The organism is Psychrobacter glacincola (assembly GCF_965118485.1).
GTDB lineage: Bacteria > Pseudomonadota > Gammaproteobacteria > Pseudomonadales > Moraxellaceae > Psychrobacter > Psychrobacter glacincola_D.
This window is the reverse complement of the sequence record NZ_CBCPJH010000039.1, coordinates 1-24,346: the sequence shown is the minus strand read 5'-3', so window position 1 is coordinate 24,346 and position 24,346 is coordinate 1. Positions and strand designations below refer to the sequence as shown.

Sequence of the window (24,346 nt, the reverse complement as noted above, 5' to 3'; positions counted from 1 at the left end):
CATATTAAGTGGCATTTCGTATAAATACAAGTTTTGTCATCACCAATTATTAGTTATTAATTTATACCTACAGAACTCTGCCCTTTAACCTTCAGACTGGTTTATTTGCACATAAGGTAATGTCAACTAGATTCTGATAAAACAACTAAAAAAAGGTGAGCTGCAATATATTACAACTCACCTTTGATAAGGAATCTACTTAAGAAAAAGCCATCTAACTTCCTAAATCAAATGTGCCTTTAGCTCTAATACTTTATCGCGCGTTTTTGCCGCATCTTCAAATTTAAGATCGCGCGACATCTGCTTCATCAGTTTCTCAAGACGATTGATTTCTTTAGCCAGCAAATCAGGACTACGTAAGATACTAATATCAACATCAGGTAGATTGCTCTTAATTGGAATCACTTGATTATCATTGGCATTATGATCGTCACCTGTATCGATTTTATCCGTGATACTACGGCGCGCGCCTGTTGGCGTGATGTTATGCTCAAGGTTAAATGCTACTTGTTTTTCGCGGCGACGATCGGTCTCATCAATCGCTTTTTGCATACTGTTGGTGATACGGTCGGCATAGAGAATCGCTTTACCATTAATATGACGCGCAGCACGACCGATAGTCTGAATCAAGGCACGCTCAGAACGCAAAAAGCCTTCTTTGTCCGCATCAAATATCGCGACCAATGACACTTCAGGCATATCAAGACCCTCACGTAGCAAGTTAATACCGACCAGCACATCATGCACGCCCGTACGTAGCTCATGGATAATCTGCATACGCTCAAGGGTATCAATATCCGAGTGTAGATAAGCGACTTTGACATCGTATTCTTTGAGATAGCTGGTCAAATCCTCTGACATTCGCTTGGTCAAGGTCGTGATTAATACACGCTCATCTTTTTCACGACGCTTGGTAATCTCCGATAGCACATCATCGACTTGGGTTAATACCGGACGAATCTCAATCTCAGGGTCAATCAGACCGGTTGGACGCACTACTTGCTCAACCACTTGCTCGCTGTGCTCCAGCTCATACAACGCAGGCGTGGCGCTGACATAAATGGTCTTAGGCTTGATACGCTCCCATTCTTCAAACTTCATCGGGCGGTTATTCATCGCGCTCGGCAGACGAAAGCCATAATTGACGAGGTTTTCTTTACGCGATCTATCCCCTTTATACATCGCACCAATTTGCGATACCGTCACGTGCGATTCATCAATGAATAACAGCGCATCTTCTGGAATATAATCAAACAGCGTCGGCGGTGCCTCACCTGACGGACGACCAGAGAGATGCTGCGAGTAGTTCTCGATACCGTTACAGTAGCCAAGCTGTTGAATCATCTCAAGGTCATACTGAGTACGCTCTTTAAGACGCTGCGCTTCAATAAGTTTATTGTTGTCACGGAAATACTCTAAGCGCGGCTCAAGCTCAGCGCGAATGGTATGACTGGCGGCTTCCAATTTATTGCGCGGTGTCACATAATGCGATTTTGGATAGATGGTAATACGCGGTACCGTACGTACCGTTTTACCTGTTAAAGGGTCAAACCACGTTATTTTTTCGACTTCATTATCAAATAAATGCACACGCACAGCAAGTTGCTCAGATTCAGCAGGATAAATATCTAGCAGCTCACCACGCAGACGATACGTACCACGCCCAAAGTCCAGCTCATTACGTTCATATTGCATCTCAACCAACCGCTTAATCGTCGCAGTGCGGTCTATTTTGTCACCGACAACGACATGCAGCAGCATTTTAAGATAACTTTCTGGATCACCCAAACCATAGATACAGGATACCGAAGCGATAATAATCGCATCACGGCGCTCAAGTAATGCGCGCGTGGCTGACAAACGCATCTGATCAATATGATCGTTAATGGCGCTGTCTTTTTCGATAAAAGTATCGCTCGCTGCAACATACGCTTCCGGCTGATAATAGTCGTAATAACTGACAAAATACTCAACCGCGTTATTAGGGAAGAACGATTTAAACTCACCATATAACTGCGCAGCAAGCGTTTTATTGTGCGCCATGATAATGGTTGGACGTTGTGTCTCAGAAATAACCTTTGCCATGGTATAGGTCTTACCAGAACCCGTCACACCTAGAAGTAACTGCTCATCCATACCAGCATTAATGCCACTAACCAGCTTTTTAATCGCTTGTGGCTGATCGCCCGCTGGCTCAAATTCGGTAATCATCTCAAAGGCGCGACTTGATATTTGCGTACCAGACGCATTGACACCACTAATCTCAGCTTCGCCTTGCAGCTGAGTGGCCAATTGGTTTAACTGACGCGACGAGCGCGGTTCAGGCATTCGCATAAGGGTTGTCTTCCTAGTATTTATAAAGGGTTATAAGAGCTTAGGTTTATAACAATATGGGGTTAAACCTTTATTTTTAAAGGTCATTTATTGCGCTAAACACCCACAAATGGATGCACAAACCCTCAATAAAAAGTATAAAAACTCAGGTATAGTTTAATGACAATCAATCAAGGAAAGAGTTATGAAAGGTCACTGCCTGTGCGGTAACGTCACCATCAAATTAGAAGACATCAATACCTTTGAAGCATGCCACTGTACGATGTGTCGCCGTTGGGGCAGCGGACCATTAATGGCGATACATAGCCACGCAAAACCTGACATTCAGGGCGAAGACTCAATGACGGTCTATCCCTCTTCGGCATGGGCAGAGCGTGCATTTTGCCATAAATGCGGCACCAATCTTTATTATCATCAGTTGGGTTCTGAGACTTATGTTCTGTCGCTTGGATTATTTCAAGACAATCCAAACCTTACTTTTGAGAGTCAAATTTTCATTGATAGAAAACCTGATTATTATGAATTTGCCAATGACACGGTAAACTTGACCGAGCAACAGCTGTTTGATAAGTTTGCAGAGAAAGGCATTAGACCAAAAGAATGAATAAGTATTTATAATTTCGAAAATGCTCACGCTAAATGTCAAATAAATTAGGCTTTAATGAACTCAAATATATTGTCATGTGCATGGATTGTTATCAAAACGGTTATTTTGGCTGCTAAACTTACAAAGATTTTCATGATTAACAAACTCATTACACGACCCTTGTATAAAGCCTAAATGTTGGGGTTCCATCTGTTATTTAAGCTGTTATTATCGATAGTGAATTCAGAATAAGTAGTCAGAAACACCTTAATAAATAGAAATTTAAAGCGCTGTTTATAACTAGTAATTAAAAACTTAAATTTATTAAAAATAATAGTGGAGCAAAACATGAGAGAACGTTACGCAAGTGGAATAGATGACGCAACTGCAAAAAAAATGGTAGATTTGTTGAATGCCAATTTGGCCAATCTGATTGATTTAAGTATGGACAGTAAGCAATGCCACTGGAATTTACAAGGTACTGGTTTTATTGGGGTACATCAACTACTAGACGATACTTATGGGCGTTTAACTGAGGCTTTTGATACGGTTGCTGAACGCATCGTTATTCTTGGCGGTAAAGCGAATGGTATCTCGAAACGTGTTGTTGAAGATTCTATCTTAGAGACTTACCCAACTGATATTACTGACGTTGACCAGCATGTTCGTGAGCTAACCAATCGCTATAAGACCATTGCTGCGTCTTTGCGTGAAGGGATTGATGCTGCTGGCGATGCTGGCGATGAAGATACCGCTGATTTATTGACTGAAGTGAGCCGCACCATCGATAAAGATGCTTGGTTTATTGGTGCCAATGCACCAAAGAAATAAATTATTAAAGCTATAAAACGGGCTTGTATAAGCTATAAAAAGGTCACTATTATGGTGACCTTTTTATGCGTGCTGGTTTTTTAAGTTAGCTTCAAAATATAGACTTTAAAAATAACTAAGTTGTAAATAATTAGGTTAACAGTAACAAGCTTAGAAAATACCTTTCACGATTTGCTTCATATGCGGCAATAGCTCACCTAACTGATTTTCAGTTTCTGAGGTATCTTGCGGTAAAGATTGCTTTAAAAAGGCCGCAGTAATTTGTGGCTGCTTCGCTAAAATATTTTGACCGACAGCGGTATCATAAAATTTTATTTGAGCATCCACTTCCGCTTGCGTATAGTAAGTTTGTGCGGCACTGATGTAGGCTTGCGTTAAGGTTTGAATATCTGCCGTATCGCCTATGCCATTGGTCATGATTTTTGCGTATTGACCTAAAACGCTTTGAATCTGATTTTGCAGCTCAAGTTGACGCTTATTTAATGGTTTATCACTCGCCTGTTGATTCTTGTTTTGAGTTTGCCTATTAATTGCATCGATGGCAGCCTGCTTGCCATCGACGATAGATTGTATTTGCTCATCGATATGCATCACCTGCATAAGTTTAATAATAGATATCTCAGTAGGTAACTGGCTATTGACACTTTGTGCATCATCAATCTTACGGACGCTATAGGGTGCTGATGTGACCGTTTTTGATTGTTGAATTTGATTGGCATCACTGTGGACGATTAACTCTGCATTGGCTTGTACAGCAGTAGCTGACATTAGAGTCGCTACTACCAATGCCAGCAACGGTGATACTATTTGTGTCTGACGATTGGGGTTTTTTGTTATAGGTTTTAAAGGACTTTTCATATCATGTTCTCATTATTATTATAGATTATGGATTTTCATTGTCAGGTAAGCGTAAAATCTCAGCCTTAGGAACCGACAAGGTTAAAATAGCTTCTTGGAACAATGCCTGACTGCGAAACTGATTTTCTATACTTTCAAATTTGTGCGCAATTTCTTGTTCATGTTGATTGCCAGTAATATCTACCGCCGCCACCATAAATATTTTTTTAGGTCCTACCCATTCTAAATGCAAGTAAGATACGCTATCGATATCTGGATGCTTGAGCAGTTCTGCTAAAATATAATCGTGCATTTTTTCTGATACTCTATAGCCAACCAAAAAATCACGATTACGACTGATCAAAAAGACTGCTACAGCGGCCAGCAATATACCAACAATGATAGACCCAAGCGCGTCCCAAAATGGCTCACCGGTATAGGCATGCATTGCCATTGCAGCTGCCGCTACAACTAAACCTATGACCGCCGCCAAATCTTCGAAGAAAACGCCGCGTAACGTAGGATTGGAGGTATCAATCACATAACCTATAGCACTGACATTAATCGCTTCGCCGTGTTTTTTACTTTGCAAATAGGCTTGTGTTAAAGAAAGGCCTTCAAGTACAAAGGCGACTGCCAAGATAATAAAACCGATGGTGTAGTCGGTTTCAGTCTCAGCAGCATTCCACTCAGTAATACCGGTATAAATAGACACCACTGAACCTGCCATAAAGACACCAAACGCGGCAATCATCGACCATACATATGACTCTTTACCATAGCCGAGTGGATGGCTTTTATCAGCAGGCTTAATCGACTTTTTCTCAGCAACGATTAATAAGGTACCATTACCAGCATCTGCCCAAGAGTGAGCTGCTTCAGCAATCATAGAGGCAGAACCCGTTATAAATGCACCAAATGTTTTAGCAACGGCTATCAGTACATTAGCACCAACTGCAATTAAAACCGTTATTAATGAGCTTGATTTTTTGTCATCAGCATTAGATTCGGACTTAGGTTGGCTAGAGTCGGCGTTGTTTGAAGTATTGAAGGGGTTTTGAGCACGAGAACGAGTAATGCCGCTCGTATCAGCACGCGGCATTGGCTCAGGTTTTGAAGCGGATTTTGACGGTTTTAAACTCATCTGAGTCTCAATAAATGGATTTTATTAAATACTTTAGCTTCCATTTAATATAGTCAAAAACCTTGTATATATCAGTAATGTTTTGATGAGAGTATGTTGATTGTCTGCATTAATGAGCAGATTCTTCATTTGCTACTTTATTATTGAATTTACTGATGTCACAGCTAATACGTTGCGAGCCTGCCATACGCAGTTTTTTGCGCTCTAAGCCTGCGTCAAAGCGGCATTGTTGCAGAGCATCTTTAATCTCAAGCTCGGGGATTAGCGTTGGCTTACGATTTTCATCAATCGCCACCATCGTAAAATAGCAGCTGTTGGTATGGCGAACGGTACGTGCACGCACATCTTCTGCCTCCACTCGAATACCGACTTCCATCGAGGTTTTGCCAACATAATTAACACTAGCCGCAAACGTCACTAGCTCACCGACATGAATAGGCTCACGGAACATCACTTGATCGACTGACAATGTCACCACATAACTACCGCTATAGCGGCTGGCACAGGCATAAGCGACTTGGTCCAGCATCTTGAGCAAATCCCCACCATGGACATTACCAATAAAATTGGCCATATCTGGCGTCATAAGCACTGACATATACAGCTCATGGTTTAATGGGACTCTTTTGGCAGTTGAGCTGGTGTTATATTGCGTCATAATGTTCCTTAACGGGTATAAAAACTATTTTAAGTGCTATTTATACAGCAGCAATTGCCACAGCGCAAATCTAGTCGCTTCGCCTTAACTAATAGATTAGCTTAACCAATGAAAACGATACGCAAGCCAAGCAACAATTGTACTCACCGTGCCTGTTAAAATCCCGCCCCAAGCAAAATCAACCAACGCGGTGTCCATCGTAAAACCTTTATATAGCGCTAAGCTGGTAAAATCATAAGTACCGTAAGCCATCAGACCTATTAAAGCGCCCAATAAGAAAATATGGTGCAGCGGCGCATTTGATCTGATTTGCGGATATAAAATAATAATACACAGCGCCAATAGGTAAAACATATAAAACATCCCAGCGGCAGCCATATTTGGCTGCTCAGCAAGCAGGTGTCCGATACGCTTTTCATAAAACAGACCGGTCATGGTCTTCAGCCAAACCGCATCAATGCCTAAAAATATGACCAGAGAAGCAAGATAGATATAAATATAACCCATAGTAATATCCTTTTATAATAGGGAATAAAAATGTAGCCTATTAATGCCATGCATCAATGTTGTTTGGCTTGACGGCAGTGACTTGCACGACTCCAATCGTCCGCTCCAAAAATCCGCCTTCGCAGTAACAGAAGTAAAACTCCCATAAGCGAATAAACGCTTCATCATAACCGAGTGCTTTTATTTCCTCACGCTGTGACATAAATGCACTGCGCCAATCCCGTAGCGTATATGCATAATCAAAGCCATAATCATGTAATTGCTTAATGACCATATCGGTCTGTTCGGTAAACTGCGTCGTCAGTTCTTGATTGGATAATAAACAACCACCAGGGAAAATGTGTGTCTGAATAAAATCAACCGATTTTATATAGCTTTGATAGTTTTGATCATTAAAAGTAATCGCTTGTAGTGCCATCAAGCCTGTTGGCTTGAGCAAGCTATTACATTTAGCAAAAAACGTTGGCAAATATTCGTGTCCAACTGCCTCAATCATCTCAATACTGACTAATTTATCGTATTGTCCTGCCAGCTCGCGATAGTCTTGCTTTAGTAAGGTGATTTTATCAGAAAGTCCAGCCGCTTCGACACGGCGCTGCGCCTCTTCATATTGTGCATCCGAGATAGTGGTCGTCGTTATATGACAACCATAATGCGTTGCGGCATAAATCGCAAAACCGCCCCAACCCGTTCCAATTTCTAGCACCGTATCATCAGGTTTCAGTTGTAGGCGTTGGCAAATAAGCGCCAGTTTATGCTGCTGCGCCTCTGCCAATGTTGTATCTACCTTTTTATAGACTGCTGATGAATACATCATCGTATCGTCTAAAAAACGCTGATACATGTCATTACCCAAATCATAATGGGCTAAAATATTGGACTTTGAACCCGACTGATCATTACTACGTAGCTTATGATTTGCTCGCTCAAAGGTTTTACTAATAACCGCAAAACGATTTTCTAACTGATTAAGCACTGCCAAGTTACGCGCTGCCAGTCTAATCAAACCCGTTAAATCATCCGTATCCCATTCACCATTGATATAGCTATCCGCTAGCGCAATAGAGCCACCGAATAATAACTGACGATAGACGCTGCTATCATGAATCGTCAGCGTCACATTTAATGCATGACGACCAATGGCTGAGCTGCTTATATTGTCAGAATAGGCTTTGCCAAAACGATGCGGCTTAGACACCTGTCCGGCAAAATCCTCAATGATAGTAATACTGCCAAACTGAATGTGCGTCAAAGCACGGAATATGGCTTTTCTCGCCATAGAATTTACGCTGCTACTGATAGGCTGCAAAACAGCACTTTCGTTAATCATTTGACTGATGCGAGCAGTGAATTTTTCTAGTGTTGATGTAGGTGCTTTACTAGCTAGTCTTGCTGACATCGTTTATTCATCCTTATATAAGTATTCAATAGTAAGTGCTCTACGTTAATCTTTTTAAAATTCAAATATTTGAAGCTTTGCATAATAGTTACTGTCACTGCTCATACTTATTATTCCCATTCTGCTGCTTGCTATCGGCTAATGTTTCATCGTAATTAATATAGGGTACTTTTTTAATGGCATAGAGTTTAAACGCGTGTCCATAAATACGCATTAAAGAGGTCACATTCATCAGCGGATTTTTACGCAAGCTATCGCGAATCGTTGACGCTGTCATTGGCACGCCTGACATTTTTATACATGTTTTTAATACCTCACCGCGCTTATCACTGATATTAATCGCAATACGAACGTCCAAACATTGGCTAGATCGTTCGTTTAGCTCACTTTTTACTTTACTGATGGTAGTTCTTTCTCTTGCTTTTTTAATCGTTACTTGCCATTGATACTGCTGGTCAATAGGATTAAAAGGTGACACATGAAAGTCTTTATCATGACAAAACTCAGTATTTCCCCCATCTAATAAGAACCCATAATAATGGCGCTTATCCCATGGTGTATTGGACACTTCTGCCAGTAAGTGCGTTGGCTGCTGCGCTTTATCAAAACCCAAGTAGAAATTCACTGGGCTAAAGTAAAGACCAGCATTACGGCACACAACCATGCCAATCATATCGCCTGTTGGCGCACTACCCGTTTGCTCTGTGAATGCTTGAATCAAACGTTGTTCAAGGGCTTGAACGTCTGTTGAGTATTCTCTTTTATCGTAAGCTTCTCTATCCTTACTTAGGCTATTTTTATCTTGTGTACTCAATCCTTGTAAATAATCCTCAGGATAAAATTGTTGTAAGGCTTTTTTTGTCCCAGAGAATAGTAACCCTTTATTTAGCGGTAGTTTTTTTAGAAAATTATTATTGATAAACGGTCTGATATCTAATTCTGGTAATATCTGCCCTGCCGCCAATGCGCTAATATTGATGCCCCAATAGCGATAAGGGTAAGCAAATTTATGTATACTCGGTAGCAATCGGCTGTGCCAAGTTATGCCATGAAATATTTGGTGTGGTAAACCTTTAGCTTCATCTGACAATATATTTATCTTTTGTATATTATTAGGCTGTTCTGACACTGTCATACTGATACCCTCAATTCGAAAAGCTATGTTTAACGACTACACCTGCTTGTCTTTACGAGCAGCAAAAAATCCCAATTTTTTCTTTTTAAACGCTTTAGCCACTGGCTCTAATGTTGCGATATATTGCACCAATTCTTGATTGGTCGTAGCAGTGACTAGCTGACGTTTTTTGAGTTTGCGTAATTGTTTGTCTGCTTTTACTGGCAAGTCTTTATAGCGGAACGGCGTATGGGCGCTTTCAGTATCAGGTAAATGACTTGGGTCAACGCTATCTTTAATATTTATGTCGTATCCTAACGCCTGACAGACACGTAGCGCGCTTCGCACGCCGTCTTCATGGAAGCCATTAAACCAATAAGCACCGCAAAAATGAGTATGCAGACTACTATTACCAGAGATACTTGACCACTGTGCTTGCGCGGCAAGCATCTCGTTGTTAAATACCGGATGGCTATAGTCGATACGCTTGATAATTTGGTTCTCATCTACCTCATGGTTGAGGGTGACTAAATAATTATGCTGCTTGGTCAAGCGCTGCAAGATATTCATATGATAGGTTAATACGGGCTTTACGACAGTTTTTGGCTGTTCTTTATTATTCTGAGTAGATTCTTTATCATCAATTAAATAGTTCCAGCTTGCCCATGCCAACGATTTTTTGGGCAAGACTGAAGTATCAGTATGTAGAACAGCTGTGTTATCGGTAAAGGTAAAATGAGTCAACACTTCTTGTTCAATAGGATTGGTATCTTGTAATATTTTGAGTGCTGTATCTGCATGACAAGCAAAGATGACTTCATCAAACACAAGTGTTTGCGTCTTATCATTCGTCGTATCTATAACTTTCAGTGTTACTTGATTATCTTCGCGAATAACGGATTGCACTGGGCTGTTTACGCGAACGCTGCCGCCTGCTTTTACAAAACGTTTGACTAGCTTATTCACATACTGCTTAGAGCCACCTTTTATCGTGAACCACTGCGGACGATTGACCACCTCAAGCAGACCATGATTATCAAAAAATTGAGCGAAAAACACCAATGGGAAATCTTGTACGTCGTGCAGGCTAGTCGACCAAATCGCAGACACCATCGGTAATAAATAATTATCCGTGAACAAATCACCATACTTTTTGGTATCTAGATACTCGCCTAGCGTTTGCTTGGTAAAAATAGCAATATCTTGCCCCTGCGCGCGTGCTTTATCATAATCTTGGCGTAACTGACGCACCTGCTTATTGAATTGCAAAATATCGTTAATAAACCCCCAAAATTTAGGGTTCAAGATATTCTTACGCTGTGATAACAAGGTATTAAGCGTATGACCATTATATTCAAAATGACGCGCCGTATTCTTAACAGAGAAACTCATATCCGTTGCTTGAAACGGTACTTGCAGCTCATGGAGCAGGCGAAAAAAGTTAGGGTAAGTGCGCTCATTAAAGACAATAAAACCAGTATCTATGGCACTTTTTTCAACTTTATTAGACTTAGGTTTTTTACCGTCTTGTAGCGTCACATCGATAGTATTTACGTGCCCACCGATATAATCACTGGCTTCAAAAACTGTGACGTCAAATTGCGCTGCCAAGTAATGAGCACAAGTTAATCCTGATACCCCTGAGCCAATAATAGCGATGCTTTTTTTGACTTGGGCATCATTCGTATCCTCTAGACGACGGCTTGAATTACCGATATCGGTTTCTAATTTACTAGATGATTGCTTAGATTTATGACGCAAAAACGGCATAGCGTATTCCTTGTAATTTTCTTTATAGGTGTTCAAAAGCATCAAAATTGACTATTTTTTATTAATTTTTTCACTGACCTGCTGCCAAACTAAATCAGGTAATGTTCCTAATACTTTTAATGGCAACGTTAGTTTTTTAGGGAATTCAATCACCTCATGACCGCTTGCAATACCATCACGAATAGCCTGACTTGCCTGCTGCGGAGTTTGTAGGAACGGCATTGGAAAGTCGTTTTTTTTGGTCATTGGCGTCTCAACAAAACCGGGAACTACTAGACTTACCGCTACGCCATGAGGGGCAAGGCTAATCTGTAAGGTTTTCATTAAATAGTGAATAGCTGCCTTTGAGCTACCATAAGCTTCTGCGCGGGCAAAAGGCACATAAGCTGATGCTGAGCCAATACCGACTAAGCGACCTTTTGAAGCAATTAGCTTTGGTAGCACCCCTTCAATGGCATGCGACAACGTACCCATGTTCACCGACAGCACTTTCATAAAAACACTACTGTCAAAGTTTGGCATATCTAAATATTCGCACATGCCCGCGCCACAAATTGCCAAATCAATCTCACTGATTTTGTCAAAAGCTGCAATCACTTTATCTCGATCCATCAGATCAAGCTCAATCGTCTCTGCTCCTAATGATTCAAGCTCAGACAAGACCTTGTCATCACGACCGACGGCATAAACATGATGTCCTTCTTGCAGATAGTCTTTTGCCAACTGATAACCGATACCAGAGGTCGCACCAGTAATCACAATATGTTGTTTTTTAAGCGTCGCTGTCATTGTAAACATCCTTTTATTTGCTTGCTGTCTTATCTACGGTTCGGTTTTGATAGATGCTTATTAAATATACCTTTAAGCAGTAGATAGTTATAATAAAGATTAATTTATTAACATTATTTTATTAACCAATAGCTTCGTTTATTTATCAAATCTAAATAATTATAGTATAACTAAGCATCTCAAATTGTTGTTACTTCGCAAACAGAGCTATAGATAAAATACAGATGAAACGCTAGAAAAATTTGCTGTATAAAACTGTTTGTCATGGTTTAACTTAGCATTAACGCTTTTATCTGCAAAAATATAAAAATAAAGCTTGACCTATTTTTTATCTTTGCTAGAATACGCCCCACTTAGCAAGAACTCGTTAGAGACTTTCTAAGCTCGTTGTAAGCGATTAAACACTTGCAGCTTATTCTCCAATAGCTCAGTTGGTAGAGCAACGGACTGTTAATCCGTGTGTCCCTGGTTCGAGCCCAGGTTGGAGAGCCATATTCTAGTAGTAAATTTTTTGAATCTCCTTTGATTCGATTATGGCATTTGCCAAGACCCTCATCACTTTGATGGGGGTTTTTTTATGGCTGCTATTTTATATTCTATAACACCCGACAAGCCATAAAAAGACAGTTTGTCGCCTGCTAACATTCATCAGTGAATTATTCACTTTTTACAGAATAAAATCTGTAAGTAAAATAAGCTTAACCATTAGCACCTCATCAAACTTCAATAGAAGTCGAAACATCATTTAAAAGATTTCGAGATTTAAAAGATTTCGAGCTTAATCTATTGTGTGCTAACGATAAAATCATAAATAGCATTGACCCCTTAAAGCTTTGTCGTTAAATTGGTGACAGCAGTTATTTATCTAAATAACAATATTAAGGATAGCGCCATGACTATAAGCATAATAAAGCCGACGTTACTGAGTATTGGATTGATGAGCATGATTGGCTGCACTGCCATGCAAACCAGCACAGAACAGACAAATACAGAACAAGCAAGTAACTCAGCAACTGTTTATTACAATGGCAATATCATCACGATGGAAGGTGAGCAGCCGCAGATGGTTGAAGCTTTGGTCACGCAAGCGGGCAAGATTGCTTACGTTGGTGATTTCGATACTGCTCAATCAAAATATAAAAATGCGGCGCAAGTGAATTTAAATAGCAAAACTTTATTGCCAGGCTTTATTGATCCACACAGCCACTTTGATATGGTGTCAAACACCATGGGGCAGGTCAATTTAAACCCGCCGCCAGTCGGCAAGGTCAATAGTATTGAGAAAATGCTACAAGTCTTAAAGGCTTATAAAAAAGACAATAATATTGCTGATGGCGAGTGGATATATGGTTGGGGCTATGATGAGAGTCAATTAGCGGAAGAGCGTCACCCAACCAAGGAAGACATCGATAAAGTACTGCCTAACAATCCCGTATACTTGCAACATACCAGTGGTCATATGGGCGTAGCGAATAGCAAAGGTCTGGCGGCTATGAAAGTCACTGCTGCTAGTAAAAACCCAGATGGTGGTAATATTGCACGGGTTAAAGGTTCTAACGAGCCGAATGGTCTTGTCCAAGAAACCGCTATGTATCCCTTTGTGCGGCGGATGTTAGAGGTATTAGAGCCCAATCAAGCCAAGTTCTTTGAGCAGACCCAAGATTATTATGCCAAAAATGGTCTGACTACCGCGCACAATGGCTCAACGGCTCGTAATACCATTCAGTTTTTCCAAAAGCAAGCCGATGCTGGCAAACTTAAAATTGATTTGGTCGCTCTTGCTGGTGTTAGTGATTTAGATGAAAACCTAGCAGACAAAGACTTTGTATGGAAAACCTACCAAAACGGCTTTAAAGTACAAGGGACTAAAATCGTTGCCGATGGCTCGCCACAAGGTAAAACGGCTTACTTTAGTCAGCCTTATTTGACGCCAGTACCAGACTGCAAAAAGGACTGTCGCGGACTGCCTAGTGTTAGCCAAGATGAGCTTAATGAGATGTTTTTAAAAGCTTATAAACGTGATAACCAATTGTTTATTCATAACAATGGTGATGGCGCGACAGATATGATTATTAAGGCGCATGAATACGCTGTTAAAAAAACCGGACAAGCGGCTGATAAAGATCGCCGTACGGTGCCTATTCATGCTCAATTTGCGCGCCCTGATCAGCTAGAAGCCTTTAAGAAATATAAAATGATACCGTCATTCTTCACCAATCACACCTACTTTTGGGGTGATGTGCATGTGAAGAACTTAGGTAAAAAACGTGCGGATTTTTCAAGTCCGATAGCGACTGCTGATAAAATAGGACTAAAATATACCAATCATTCTGATGATACCGTAACGCCAGTCGATCCGCTATTTACCGTTTGGTCAGCGGTCAATCGCACCTCGCGCTCAGGCAAGATTATCGGTGTCGATGAGCGCGCCACGCCTTATCAAGCACTCAAAGCCATTACCACTAACGCCGCTTATGAATATTATGAAGAAAATAGCAAGGGTACGTTAACTCAAGGCAAATTAGCTGATTTGGTTATATTAGATGCCAATCCGTTGACGATAAATGCCAGTAAGATTAAAGACATTAACGTGGTAATGACTATTAAAGAAGGTAAAACAATCTATCAGCGTACAGCAAAATAACATTATAATAACGACATACTAATAACGAATGCCTCATAGTCAAACCCACATTGGTTTGGCTATGATGGTTTTTTCTCTATCTCTTATATCAATATCAGGATTCGCTTATGAGTAACACCGAACAAATTACCTCGTCCGATAATACTCATTATCTGCATCATACCTTTTTTGAGCCAAGCAATAGTGATACTGCTATTAGTGCAACTTTACTGATTGTACATGGTATGGCTGAACACAGCGGGCGTTATGCAGAATTTGCACAGTTTTTAGCCGATCACGGTGTTGCGGTCGCCACTTATGATCAGCTTGGTCATGGGAAAACAGTCAAATCTGCCAAAGACTTGGGATTTTTTGGGCATGAGCATCCTGTACAGTCGTTATTAAAAGACGTTATCGTGATGGCGGAAAGCTTAAAAGCGCGTCACCCTACTGTGCCGCACTTTGTTATGGGTCATTCGATGGGCTCCTTTATCGTCCGTAACGTCTTAAAGCATCATGCACGTAATTTTAAAGGTGCTATCTTAATGGGCACCGCCGACGCCAATCCTTTAACCAAAGTATTATTGCCGGTCAATAAACTACTGGCAAAAGTAGCACCGAAAAAACCAAATACCCTGATTGCTAATACGATGAATAAAGTCCTTAATAGCAAGCTGAACAATCGTATCTCCTCTTCACCGTTTGCATGGCTAAGTGAAGACGCTGCGGCTGTCGAAGCTTATGAAGCCGATCCACTAAATGGTTTTGCGTTTACCAACAATGGTTTCATGACCTTATTCACCCTAATGGAAGCAGGCTTGCAAAAAAACTGGGCAATGACGATTACTAGAAGTTTTCCAATGCTATTGATAGGCGGTGAAAATGATCCTATCGGTGACATGGGTCGCGGTATTCGTAAAATCGCCAATCGTTTAGACAAGCAACATTTTGAGCATGTCTCAGTACAGCTCTACCCTCACATGCGACATGAGCCGCTACACGAGCAAAGTAAAGAGCAGGTTTATCAGGATATTTTAGATTGGATAGATAGTAATACTGCAGGTGAGTAATAATAGCGCTAATGTTCACATTCAAGATATTTGCTGAAAGTCGCTAAATTATCGACCATACGGCAAGTTTTTATCATCGACCGTACTCATTACTAGCATTTCATTAACCTTCACTAACTTTAGGAATATGTATGTCATTACAACAAGTGATCGAACAAGCATTTGAAAATCGCAACGAATATAGTCCAGCTACAATGCCACAAGACGTGCGTGATGCTATTAACCAAGTACTTGAGCAGCTAGATAACGGTAGCTTGCGCGTGGCGGAGAAAAAAAATGGCGAGTGGATCGTTAATCAATGGGCCAAAAAAGCGGTCTTGCTATCATTTCGCCTAAATGATAACTACGTCATGGCAGCTGGCGAACATGTGCAGTTTTATGACAAGGTACCGACTAAGTTTGCAGATTGGACGCAAGATCAATTTAAAGCAGCTGGCGTACGCGTCGTACCACCAGCTGTCGCTCGTAAAGGCTCATATATCGCAGCTGGTGCGGTGTTGATGCCGTCTTATGTGAATATCGGTGCCTATGTTGACCAAGGCGCGATGATAGATACATGGGCGACCGTTGGCTCATGTGCGCAAATCGGTAAAAATGTCCATATATCAGGCGGGGTTGGCATCGGTGGCGTCTTAGAGCCCTTGCAAGCAAATCCTACTATTATTGAAGACAATTGCTTTATCGGTGCACGCTCTGAAATCGTTGAAGGCGTGATTGTCGAAGAAGGTGCCGTCATCTCAATGGGTGTATACATTGGTCAGTCAACGCGTATTTATGATCGCGAAACAGGTGAGATTCATCGTGGTCGCGTGCCAGCTGGCTCAGTCGTGGTACCGGGCAGCTTACCGTCTGAAGATGGGACGCATAGCTTATACGCCGCCATTATCGTGAAAAAAGTTGATGCACAAACCCGTGCTAAAACATCAGTCAATGAGTTATTACGTTTAGCCTAAACAGTTAATCACGATAGTTATAGTTTTAACAATAAAAAAGATGTTGGCTCATAAAGCTTCAACATCTTTTTTATTGTTGAATAGCAGCTTAATCACAGACATTGCGTTATAATCTTTTGCTGATATAAATACCATCAATCCTACTTTTATATAGCCATTACATCTTCTTTTTATTTGATATATGCTTTATGGCATACTCAATCCCTAATTGCGTTTGAAATATTATGAGTGAGTTATCTTTACGTACCTCGGCAATTCCTGTCACTGACCCTGAAGCGGGCTTACGTTTGACCGAGATTTTTTATTCACTGCAAGGTGAAGCCATTACTTCAGGTTTGCCAACCATATTTGTGCGCTTAACCGGCTGTCCGCTGCGCTGCGTCTACTGCGATACTGAATATGCCTTTAGTGGCGGTGAGCGCCAGTCGCTTGAGACCATTATGGCGACTATCGCCAGTTTCCCCTGCAAGCGCATTTGCTTGACCGGCGGTGAGCCTTTAGCCCAGCCAAACGCTATTGAGTTGATAAAGCGTTTATTGAATGATGGCTATGAGATATCACTTGAAACGGCAGGCGCGCTAACGGTCGAAAATGTCCCGCCTGCCGTGAGTAAAGTCATGGATTTAAAAACTCCAAGCTCAGGTGAAGTGGATAAAAACCTCTGGTCAAACCTCGATTACCTCACCCAATATGACCAAATCAAATTTGTCATTATGAACCGTGCTGATTATGACTGGGCAAAAGAAAAACTGTTTGAGCATAAGCTCGATAAATTGGTCGGTACGGTTTGGTTTTCACCGATGTTTAATGTGGCGCACGAGGACAAGGTAAACGATAACAGTCCAGAAGTACCGGTATTGGCACGCGAGCTTGCCGAATGGATGCTAGCCGATGCCCTGCCCGTACGTTTCCAACTGCAATTACACAAGATTATTTGGGCGGATGCCAAAGGTAAATAGACGCTAAAATTTGAATGGACTCTTAAAGAAATAGCAAGCCAAGGAAGCAAGGGATAGGTATGGTCAAACTCATTTTATTGGGCTTGTTAGCAGGCGCGTTTTTTAGCTCTACCTTTATTTTAAATGAGATGATGAGTAGCGCCGGTGGGCACTGGTTTTGGTCAGCAAGTTTACGCTATTTATTTATGTGGCTAATCATCACTGTCCTGATTACGATGCAGCATGGCTTTGGACGCATTAAAGAACTAGGCGCCATATTTTTTGAGCATTGGCGCTTTTGGTGTCTTACGGGCAGTATTGGTTTCGGTGTGTTTTATACCGGTATTTGCTATGCTGGCGATCATGTTGCCGGCTGGGTCGTTGCCGCAACCTTCATGTTTACGGTCGTGACCAGCTTATTAGTATTAGTAGCATTTGGGCAAAGATTCGATAAGAAGTTCATCATTTATGCGCTACTGGTCTTTATTGGCGTGGTGATGGTCAATGTCAGTGAAGGCTTGAACGCTTCTGCCCTAGCCGATACTATACCTATGGCTGATATGCTGCTGTATGGCGCGCTGCCTGCACTGGTGGCAGCATTCAGTTATCCAATTGGTAACCAGTTGGTTTGGCAAGTGTCGCACAATTCACGCAAGCATAGCGCTGAACTGCAACAGGCTCGTGATAACCTTCTGTTGAACGACAATAATACTGATGCTGATATTAATACTAACATTGATATTAGCGCTGACACTCATAGCCAGCGCATCGTCACTGAAGCGCCTGTATTACCTATTAATACCCAACCTGCTTCACGCTTGCAAAATCTTATCGCCCGCATTCCAGCGATTGAGACCACCTTATTACAAAACGCCTTTAATAAAGTCTGGCTAATGACCCTCGGTAGCTTACCGTTTTGGTTGCTATTAGGCTTGATAATACGTCCTGAGCAACCAGCGCCTACGCAGCTATTTAATACTTTGCTAGTGGCATTACTCGCAGGGGTCGCGGCGACCAGTATCTTTTTATATGCGCGTGAACAGGCGGTAACATCGAGCGAGGTAGCAGGCGTCGATTCTACCCAAGCAAGTGAGGTAATATTTGCTTTAATTGGTGGTATCTTACTGCTAAATAATGCCATACCCTCAGCATTAGGATTGGTCGGTATTGGGCTCATTATGCTCGGTCTGATATTGTTTGCCAAAGATGGTTAAGGCAAACATAGCATCATGATAAATAACTTTATTTTCCCCGATGTGCTGTTGTATATTTTGGATATGATTGGCGTCATTGCCTGTGCCATCGCCGGTACATTGCTTGCACAGCATAAAGGCTTTGATATCGCAGGCTGCATATTAGTCGCTTTCGTTAATGCTATTGGCGGTGGTACGCTTCGCGATATGGCGCTTGATCGCCATCCACTGTTTTGGATGACAGATCTCAATTACATCATCGTTATTACTGCCACATCCCTTGTCTTACAAATATTCTTTCATCTGTACCATAAGATTGATAACGCGCTCAAATTCTTTGATGCCATTGGTCTCGCAGCATTTAGTGTGATTGGTTTTAAAATTGCCTTGGCGCAAGATATGTCGCCAGTGATTGCTGTCATGATGGGCGTTTGGACTGCCATTATCGGTGGCTTATTACGCGATATCATTTGTAATGAAATCCCGCTGCTACTACAGCGCGAGATTTATATCACGGCCAGTATTGCAGGGTCATTGGCGTATTTAGCGCTCGACTACTGGGGACTGGACGCAATAGTAAGTGAATTTATAATGCTATTTATCATCTTTGCTGTGCGCATGCTGGCATTGAGATTTGATTGGCACCTTCCCTCCATTCGCTTGGTAGGCTAACTGGTAATCAACCGGTTAACTTATCAAGCAAGCTTTTTATGTGATTATCTATGATCAGTTTTATTAGCGTCAATGTTTATACCTGGCTCAATGCTTGCTGTATAACCATATTCGGTCAATCTTTTGACAGCCTATTTAACAGCGCTTTGGGCGCGCCTGCCCTCTCTAGTATGGCTGTCGCGACTGCGCCAACTATCGAAGCAGTGATAAAAAATCCGCTTGCGCTCACACCAGAGTTTGTCACCCGCTTTGAGCCAACCTCGTTTATGTTTTGGCTTGAGATGTTTGGGATATTTGCCTGTAGTGTCTCAGGCACGATTTTGGCCAAGCATAAAAACTTTGATATGTTTGGCTGTATTCTAGTTGCCATGATTGCCGCAATTAGTGGTCCTACCGCGCGTGATATTATTCTTGACCGTTATCCATTATTTTGGATGGTTAATATGAATTATCTACTCATTATTACGATTACTTCTGTCGGCTTTCAAATATTCTGTAATCCGAAAGCGCGGCATGTGGATGGCTTACTAAAGCTATTTGATGGTCTTGCATTGGCGATTTTCACGTTAATTGGTATCCAAGTAGCGCAGGAAATGGGCGCCAACATCCCCGTTTGTATTCTCCTTGGGGTATTAAACATCCTGTTTGGCGCCGTTATTCGTGACATGCTATGTAATGAGATTCCATTAGTATTGCAGCGAGAGATTTATGTGACCGCAGCAATTATCGGCGGGATATTATATTTTGTCTTAGAAAGCATGGGTATCACCTCTTGGATACAAGAGTCCGCAACGATGATTACTATTTTTGTGATTCGTATGATGGCAGTACGTTATGATTGGCACTTCCCAGATATTAGCTTGATGAAAAGACGCTCGCATTAGAGAATATAAAAGATAAATAAAAAGGCATTAACCCATAAAGTTAATGCCTTTTTTAAATTAATCATACGATTGCTTACCTTAACTCACCACTGCTAAATCTTTAACCATTAGCTGCAAGCTTTGTTTGCCGTTCCACTCATTTATATCAAGCTCAAACAAGATGTGCACTTTTTCGGCGCGGTAATCCCAAACACTGCTATCAAAGTTAAATTGAATGGCTTCAATTGGATATTGCACATCGGGATAACGTAGCGATAATTTAAGATGTTTGTCTTTTAGTATCTTAAAGTTTAAGACTTCAAAGACGCCATCAAATATCGGCGGCGCAAAGCCATGCCCCCAAATGCTGGCATCGGCTAAATGCTCAGCGAACCACAAGCTAAAATCACTGGCTTGTAGTGTACCATCGGTAAATTTCTGCTCGGCGAAAACCTCATCACTCATCTTTGCTAGCACGTCATTAAAAGCGGTCACAAAGCCATCGAAGTTACCACGTTTCAACGTCAATCCTGCTGCCATCGCATGACCACCAAAATGGCTGATTAAGTCAGGATTCTGCTCAGCTACTTGTTCAATCGCATCACGAATATGCACGCCAGCGATAGAACGCGCTGAACCTTTGATAGCATCGTCGTTACCTGTATGTTCAGTATTCGCTGGTGCAAAGACAATACTAGGCAGATAATGGCTTTCTTTTAATCGTCCTGCGACGATACCGATAACGCCTTGATGCCAATCATTTTGGTATAAAACGATACTGCGGTTTTGATTATTAGCAGCTGGTTTTTCAGTTTTATGCTGAATAACAATATTATCGCTTTCGTCAGCACTGGCATCAATTGCACCAGCAGCTAACGCTTGGACGATGCTATCCGCTTGCGCTCGCATCTCGCCTTCTACCTGACGACGAGTACGATTGAGCTGTTCAAGCTCTTGCGCCAATCGCTGTGCTGTCTGCCAGTCATCCGCTAGTAAACACTCAATACCGATGCGCATATTATCCATACGCCCAGCTGCATTGATACGCGGACCTAAAACAAAACCAAAGTCTCGCGCTTGTAGTTTTTTGGGATCACGACCTGCTTGCTCAAGTAGCGCCAATATTCCTAGAGAGCCACGTCCTTGACGAATGGCGTTTAGCCCATGATGTACTAAAATACGATTGTTTTTATCTAGTACCCCAACATCAGCAATCGTCCCAAGTGCGACCAAATCCAAATACTGGCTTACTTGTACGGTCGATTTACCCGATTCACGGCGCAGCTTTGCCAGTCGCCCAAGCACATAAAATGCTACCCCAACGCCCACCAATGCTTTGCTAGCGAAGTTGCAATCAAGCTGATTGGGATTGACCACGGCTTCAGCAGGTGGGGTTTCTTTGGTCGTCAGATGATGGTCAGTGATAATGACAGTAATGCCATCGGCTTGCGCACGCGCTACACCTTCATGGCTTGAGATACCATTATCGACCGTGACAATCATTTGCGGCTGATAAGTCTCGATACCCAATTCGACAATCTCTGGCGTCAGTCCATAACCGTATTTAAAACGGTCAGGCACCAAAAAGTCCACCTTAGCACCCATCGCTGTCAGCGCACGCATCATTAGCGCGGTACTGGTCGCCCCATCGCAATCAAAATCACCAACGATAAGAATACGCTGGCCTTCATCAATGGCGATATCTAATAAGCGGACTGCTTCAGTGACACCATGTAGCTGTTCAGCAGCTAACAAACCCGATAGCTGAGTTTCAAGCTCATCAGGTTGCACGACCCCTCGACCCGCATATAAGCGAGCAAGAGTTAAGGATTGGGCGGCAAGTGGTTGCAACGCGGCGGGCAACTCGTCAATGCGAGTGCTGGTATAACGGGGGGTTAAATTTAGCATATCGGTATTCTACTGGCTTTAGCAGGTAGCTACAATGTTAATTTCAGTATATGAGTATAGAATTATTCATTGTTTAGACGGTCATAATAACGTAACTTATAGCATCATTTAAGCGTATCGCCTCAGTTACAGAAACGGTGCAGATTACTCCTATTTTTCTGCATTTTGCTACAAAGCAATGATTGTATGGCGCTTATAAATCCATAAAATGGTAGGCATCTTACAAGTGCCATAAGCTGCTTGTTATATAATTTAATATTTGATGTTTTATTATTTCTTTTTTAAGCATTTTTGCTTTTACTTACTTTAAGGATATTTCATGAAAACTACTCCTGCTGCTGAAAAAATACCCAATACCATTGATCCAAATTTAGATCTTGAGCAAGTCAAAAAAGAATGTCTCGCTATAGTCAAAAGACGCGCTAGAGTCTCTGCTGGTGTAGCTATCGTTCCTGTGCCATTTTTTGATGTGGCAGTCGATGCTAGCATGCTGACTATGTTATTACCTGAAATCAGTGAACGCTTCGGACTTCTAAAAGATCGCCAAGGCGCTATTGATTTAGAGTCACGTGAAGTACATTGGAAAGAGTTAAAAAATCGTACGGTTGATTTTGCCGGTTTAATGGCAACCCGCGGTATCGTCAAAAAGACGGTGCAAGGCTTTGGTGGTCGTATCGCAGCCAAGCAAGTGACCAAGTTTATCCCATTAGGTGGTCAACTGGTCGCAGGTACAATGGGCTATATGATTTTTAAGAAGATTGCTACTGACCATATCAATGAATGCTACAACTTAGCAAAAGATATCCAACAAAAGCAACATGGTAAAAACGTCTAACAGAGATCTAATCACGGCTTAATAACTGACCAATAATAAACCCAGCTAAGAAATTCTTAACTGGGTTTTTCTTTGTTGTTTAACCATAACAAGAGATGGATAAATAAATTCTTTCATATATTTTTTAAGAGAGCAATCTATTCAGTTTGTTCAATTATAATACGAATATTCGGTACTTTTTCCTCTCTATCAACGTGCACGATGGCTTGCCAGCCACTGTATAAGGGTATTATCTCAGCAAATTTTAGCGACGAGCGTTTTTCTAACGTTTGCAGCGTTTTTAGCTGCTTGGTATGATGCGCTAGAGGTATGAGAGTCTTTAAAACTTCTGAAAACACCGGTAATGACTTGCCTTTTTGTGGCTGAATATCGTATGAAACGCTACTTAAATCGCACCCCGATAAATCCGCTTCAATAATTAGCCCATTAGCCTGAACAGATTCAGTGATTACTTGGGTATAGTCATGCATATCAATATCTTCATGACTTGTCCCGCCAAGACTAAGGTCTAACAAGCTTTTATCTTTGATACGAGATAGTCGGCAATTATCCTGATAAACACTACTAATAGGACTGCCTTTGTCCCAATTTACCGTAAACTCAAGCACTGGTTCTATCAGCTTACCATCCTTGTATGCTTCAGGATGCGGGCGAAAGTTGGGCACGGCGCTATAATAAATTTGTTTATCCTTCACCTCGTACTCAACGATATGCTCGCTAAAAGGCGCATATAGCAATATTTCATGCTCACTAATGATACTTTTTTTCTTATTTAATAGTAGATAATAAATCGTACTATTAGTCGTAGCACTGCCTCCCAATGGACCCATAGATTCGACTTCTAAGGCGATATCTTCAATCCCATCACGATTAAAATCGTCCTTTATCAATGGCAGTAAGCGCAGACTATAATTCATACTCTCTTCCTCACCATCAGCATCTTCATACTTGTCTGAACAGCGATACTCAAGAGCAGGACTTGCTTTGGGATTAAGCACTGGCGAAGAGCAGTGCTTCTTTAACAAGTCAACAATGATAGTTTTTGGCAGCATAACCTTATTGGTTTTATTGCTAGTAGCCTTAGTACTTGCCTCAGCCAGCGATAGCGGCATTATCGATAGCAAAAGCAAAACACCTAAATAGCGTAACCCTACATAACGTAACATGGTCATCCCTTTTAGCCTGTGAGCAATAAAATTAGCATAGCATGGCTGTATAAAATAAATAATACATATAGCTTATTTTAGCGACATCAAATGAACGAATAGACTTCGTTTTCTAAACAGACATCAACATTCAAAAGGATAAATAATAAAAAATTT

General features: G+C 41.5%; 21 protein-coding genes and 1 tRNA gene. 11 read left to right on the top strand and 11 right to left on the bottom strand.

Translation table 11 applies throughout. From position 1 onward, the window contains the following. Nucleotides 1-222: 222 nt before the first annotated feature. A complete protein-coding gene (uvrB, locus tag ACMHKH_RS12490) occupies nt 223-2,334 on the bottom strand; it encodes an excinuclease ABC subunit UvrB (protein ID WP_413520970.1) in 2,112 nt (703 codons plus the stop codon). A gap of 184 nt (nt 2,335-2,518) precedes the next feature. Here uvrB and ACMHKH_RS12485 point away from each other — a divergent pair, with 184 nt between their 5' ends. Then, nucleotides 2,519-2,938: a GFA family protein gene (locus ACMHKH_RS12485; RefSeq protein ID WP_413520969.1), complete on the top strand. Its 420-nt coding sequence runs from the start codon at nt 2,519-2,521 to the stop codon at nt 2,936-2,938. Between the two features lie 330 nt (nt 2,939-3,268). After that, complete coding sequence (gene dps / locus ACMHKH_RS12480) at nt 3,269-3,751, top strand: DNA starvation/stationary phase protection protein Dps (RefSeq protein ID WP_413520968.1); 483 nt, start codon at nt 3,269-3,271, stop codon at nt 3,749-3,751. Nucleotides 3,752-3,901: 150 nt separating this feature from the next. On the opposite strand, the gene ACMHKH_RS12475 is transcribed toward dps, so the two are convergent. The 8 genes from ACMHKH_RS12475 to ACMHKH_RS12440 form a co-directional block, all read right to left on the bottom strand. After that, nucleotides 3,902-4,609 carry a DUF2059 domain-containing protein gene (locus ACMHKH_RS12475; protein WP_413520967.1) on the bottom strand — a complete coding sequence of 236 codons (708 nt, stop codon included), beginning with the start codon at nt 4,607-4,609 and terminating at the stop codon, nt 3,902-3,904. Between the two features lie 25 nt (nt 4,610-4,634). Next, nucleotides 4,635-5,732: a cation diffusion facilitator family transporter gene (locus tag ACMHKH_RS12470; RefSeq protein ID WP_413520966.1), complete on the bottom strand. Its 1,098-nt coding sequence runs from the start codon at nt 5,730-5,732 to the stop codon at nt 4,635-4,637. Nucleotides 5,733-5,841: 109 nt separating this feature from the next. After that, on the bottom strand, nt 5,842-6,390 hold the full coding sequence (locus ACMHKH_RS12465; RefSeq protein WP_413520965.1) for an acyl-CoA thioesterase: 549 nt from the start codon (nt 6,388-6,390) through the stop codon (nt 5,842-5,844). A gap of 96 nt (nt 6,391-6,486) precedes the next feature. Then, the gene (locus tag ACMHKH_RS12460; RefSeq protein WP_413520964.1) at nt 6,487-6,897 is read right to left on the bottom strand and encodes a DUF2177 family protein; all 411 of its coding nucleotides are present in this window, start codon (nt 6,895-6,897) and stop codon (nt 6,487-6,489) included. A 40-nt stretch (nt 6,898-6,937) separates the two neighbouring features. After that, nucleotides 6,938-8,296 (bottom strand): class I SAM-dependent methyltransferase, encoded by a 1,359-nt coding sequence (locus ACMHKH_RS12455; RefSeq protein WP_413520963.1) that lies wholly within the window; start codon nt 8,294-8,296, stop codon nt 6,938-6,940. A gap of 94 nt (nt 8,297-8,390) precedes the next feature. Next, a complete protein-coding gene (locus ACMHKH_RS12450; protein WP_413520962.1) occupies nt 8,391-9,431 on the bottom strand; it encodes a DUF1365 domain-containing protein in 1,041 nt (346 codons plus the stop codon). 36 nt (nt 9,432-9,467) lie between these two features. Then, on the bottom strand, nt 9,468-11,180 hold the full coding sequence (locus ACMHKH_RS12445; protein ID WP_413520961.1) for an NAD(P)/FAD-dependent oxidoreductase: 1,713 nt from the start codon (nt 11,178-11,180) through the stop codon (nt 9,468-9,470). 51 nt (nt 11,181-11,231) lie between these two features. Then, on the bottom strand, nt 11,232-11,969 hold the full coding sequence (locus ACMHKH_RS12440; protein ID WP_413520960.1) for an SDR family NAD(P)-dependent oxidoreductase: 738 nt from the start codon (nt 11,967-11,969) through the stop codon (nt 11,232-11,234). Between the two features lie 416 nt (nt 11,970-12,385). On the opposite strand from ACMHKH_RS12440, the gene ACMHKH_RS12435 reads away from it, so the two are divergent. From ACMHKH_RS12435 to ACMHKH_RS12400, 8 genes are all read left to right on the top strand, one after another. After that, nucleotides 12,386-12,461, top strand: a tRNA-Asn gene (locus tag ACMHKH_RS12435). 400 nt (nt 12,462-12,861) lie between these two features. Beyond that, on the top strand, nt 12,862-14,613 hold the full coding sequence (locus ACMHKH_RS12430; RefSeq protein ID WP_413520959.1) for an amidohydrolase: 1,752 nt from the start codon (nt 12,862-12,864) through the stop codon (nt 14,611-14,613). A gap of 107 nt (nt 14,614-14,720) precedes the next feature. Then, nucleotides 14,721-15,662: an alpha/beta fold hydrolase gene (locus ACMHKH_RS12425; RefSeq protein WP_413520958.1), complete on the top strand. Its 942-nt coding sequence runs from the start codon at nt 14,721-14,723 to the stop codon at nt 15,660-15,662. Nucleotides 15,663-15,793: 131 nt separating this feature from the next. After that, on the top strand, nt 15,794-16,615 hold the full coding sequence (dapD, locus tag ACMHKH_RS12420) for a 2,3,4,5-tetrahydropyridine-2,6-dicarboxylate N-succinyltransferase (protein ID WP_413520957.1): 822 nt from the start codon (nt 15,794-15,796) through the stop codon (nt 16,613-16,615). A 224-nt stretch (nt 16,616-16,839) separates the two neighbouring features. Beyond that, entirely contained in the window at nt 16,840-17,574 is a 735-nt protein-coding gene (gene queE / locus ACMHKH_RS12415) for a 7-carboxy-7-deazaguanine synthase QueE (RefSeq protein WP_413520956.1), read from the top strand. Between the two features lie 59 nt (nt 17,575-17,633). Next, a complete protein-coding gene (locus tag ACMHKH_RS12410; RefSeq protein ID WP_413520955.1) occupies nt 17,634-18,767 on the top strand; it encodes a multidrug resistance efflux transporter family protein in 1,134 nt (377 codons plus the stop codon). A gap of 15 nt (nt 18,768-18,782) precedes the next feature. Beyond that, complete coding sequence (locus ACMHKH_RS12405) at nt 18,783-19,418, top strand: trimeric intracellular cation channel family protein (protein WP_413520954.1); 636 nt, start codon at nt 18,783-18,785, stop codon at nt 19,416-19,418. A 50-nt stretch (nt 19,419-19,468) separates the two neighbouring features. Beyond that, nucleotides 19,469-20,302 (top strand): trimeric intracellular cation channel family protein, encoded by an 834-nt coding sequence (locus ACMHKH_RS12400; protein ID WP_413520953.1) that lies wholly within the window; start codon nt 19,469-19,471, stop codon nt 20,300-20,302. Nucleotides 20,303-20,380: 78 nt separating this feature from the next. Here the strand turns inward: ACMHKH_RS12400 and recJ are convergent, their stop codons facing one another. After that, nucleotides 20,381-22,189, bottom strand: coding sequence for a single-stranded-DNA-specific exonuclease RecJ (gene recJ / locus ACMHKH_RS12395; protein WP_413520952.1), 1,809 nt, complete (start codon nt 22,187-22,189; stop codon nt 20,381-20,383). Between the two features lie 319 nt (nt 22,190-22,508). Between recJ and ACMHKH_RS12390 the strand changes: the two genes are divergently transcribed. Then, on the top strand, nt 22,509-23,024 hold the full coding sequence (locus ACMHKH_RS12390) for a hypothetical protein (RefSeq protein ID WP_413520951.1): 516 nt from the start codon (nt 22,509-22,511) through the stop codon (nt 23,022-23,024). A gap of 137 nt (nt 23,025-23,161) precedes the next feature. Here ACMHKH_RS12390 and ACMHKH_RS12385 read toward each other — a convergent pair whose 3' ends face one another. Beyond that, nucleotides 23,162-24,196 (bottom strand): hypothetical protein, encoded by a 1,035-nt coding sequence (locus ACMHKH_RS12385; protein WP_413520950.1) that lies wholly within the window; start codon nt 24,194-24,196, stop codon nt 23,162-23,164. Between the last annotated feature and the right edge of the window lie 150 nt (nt 24,197-24,346).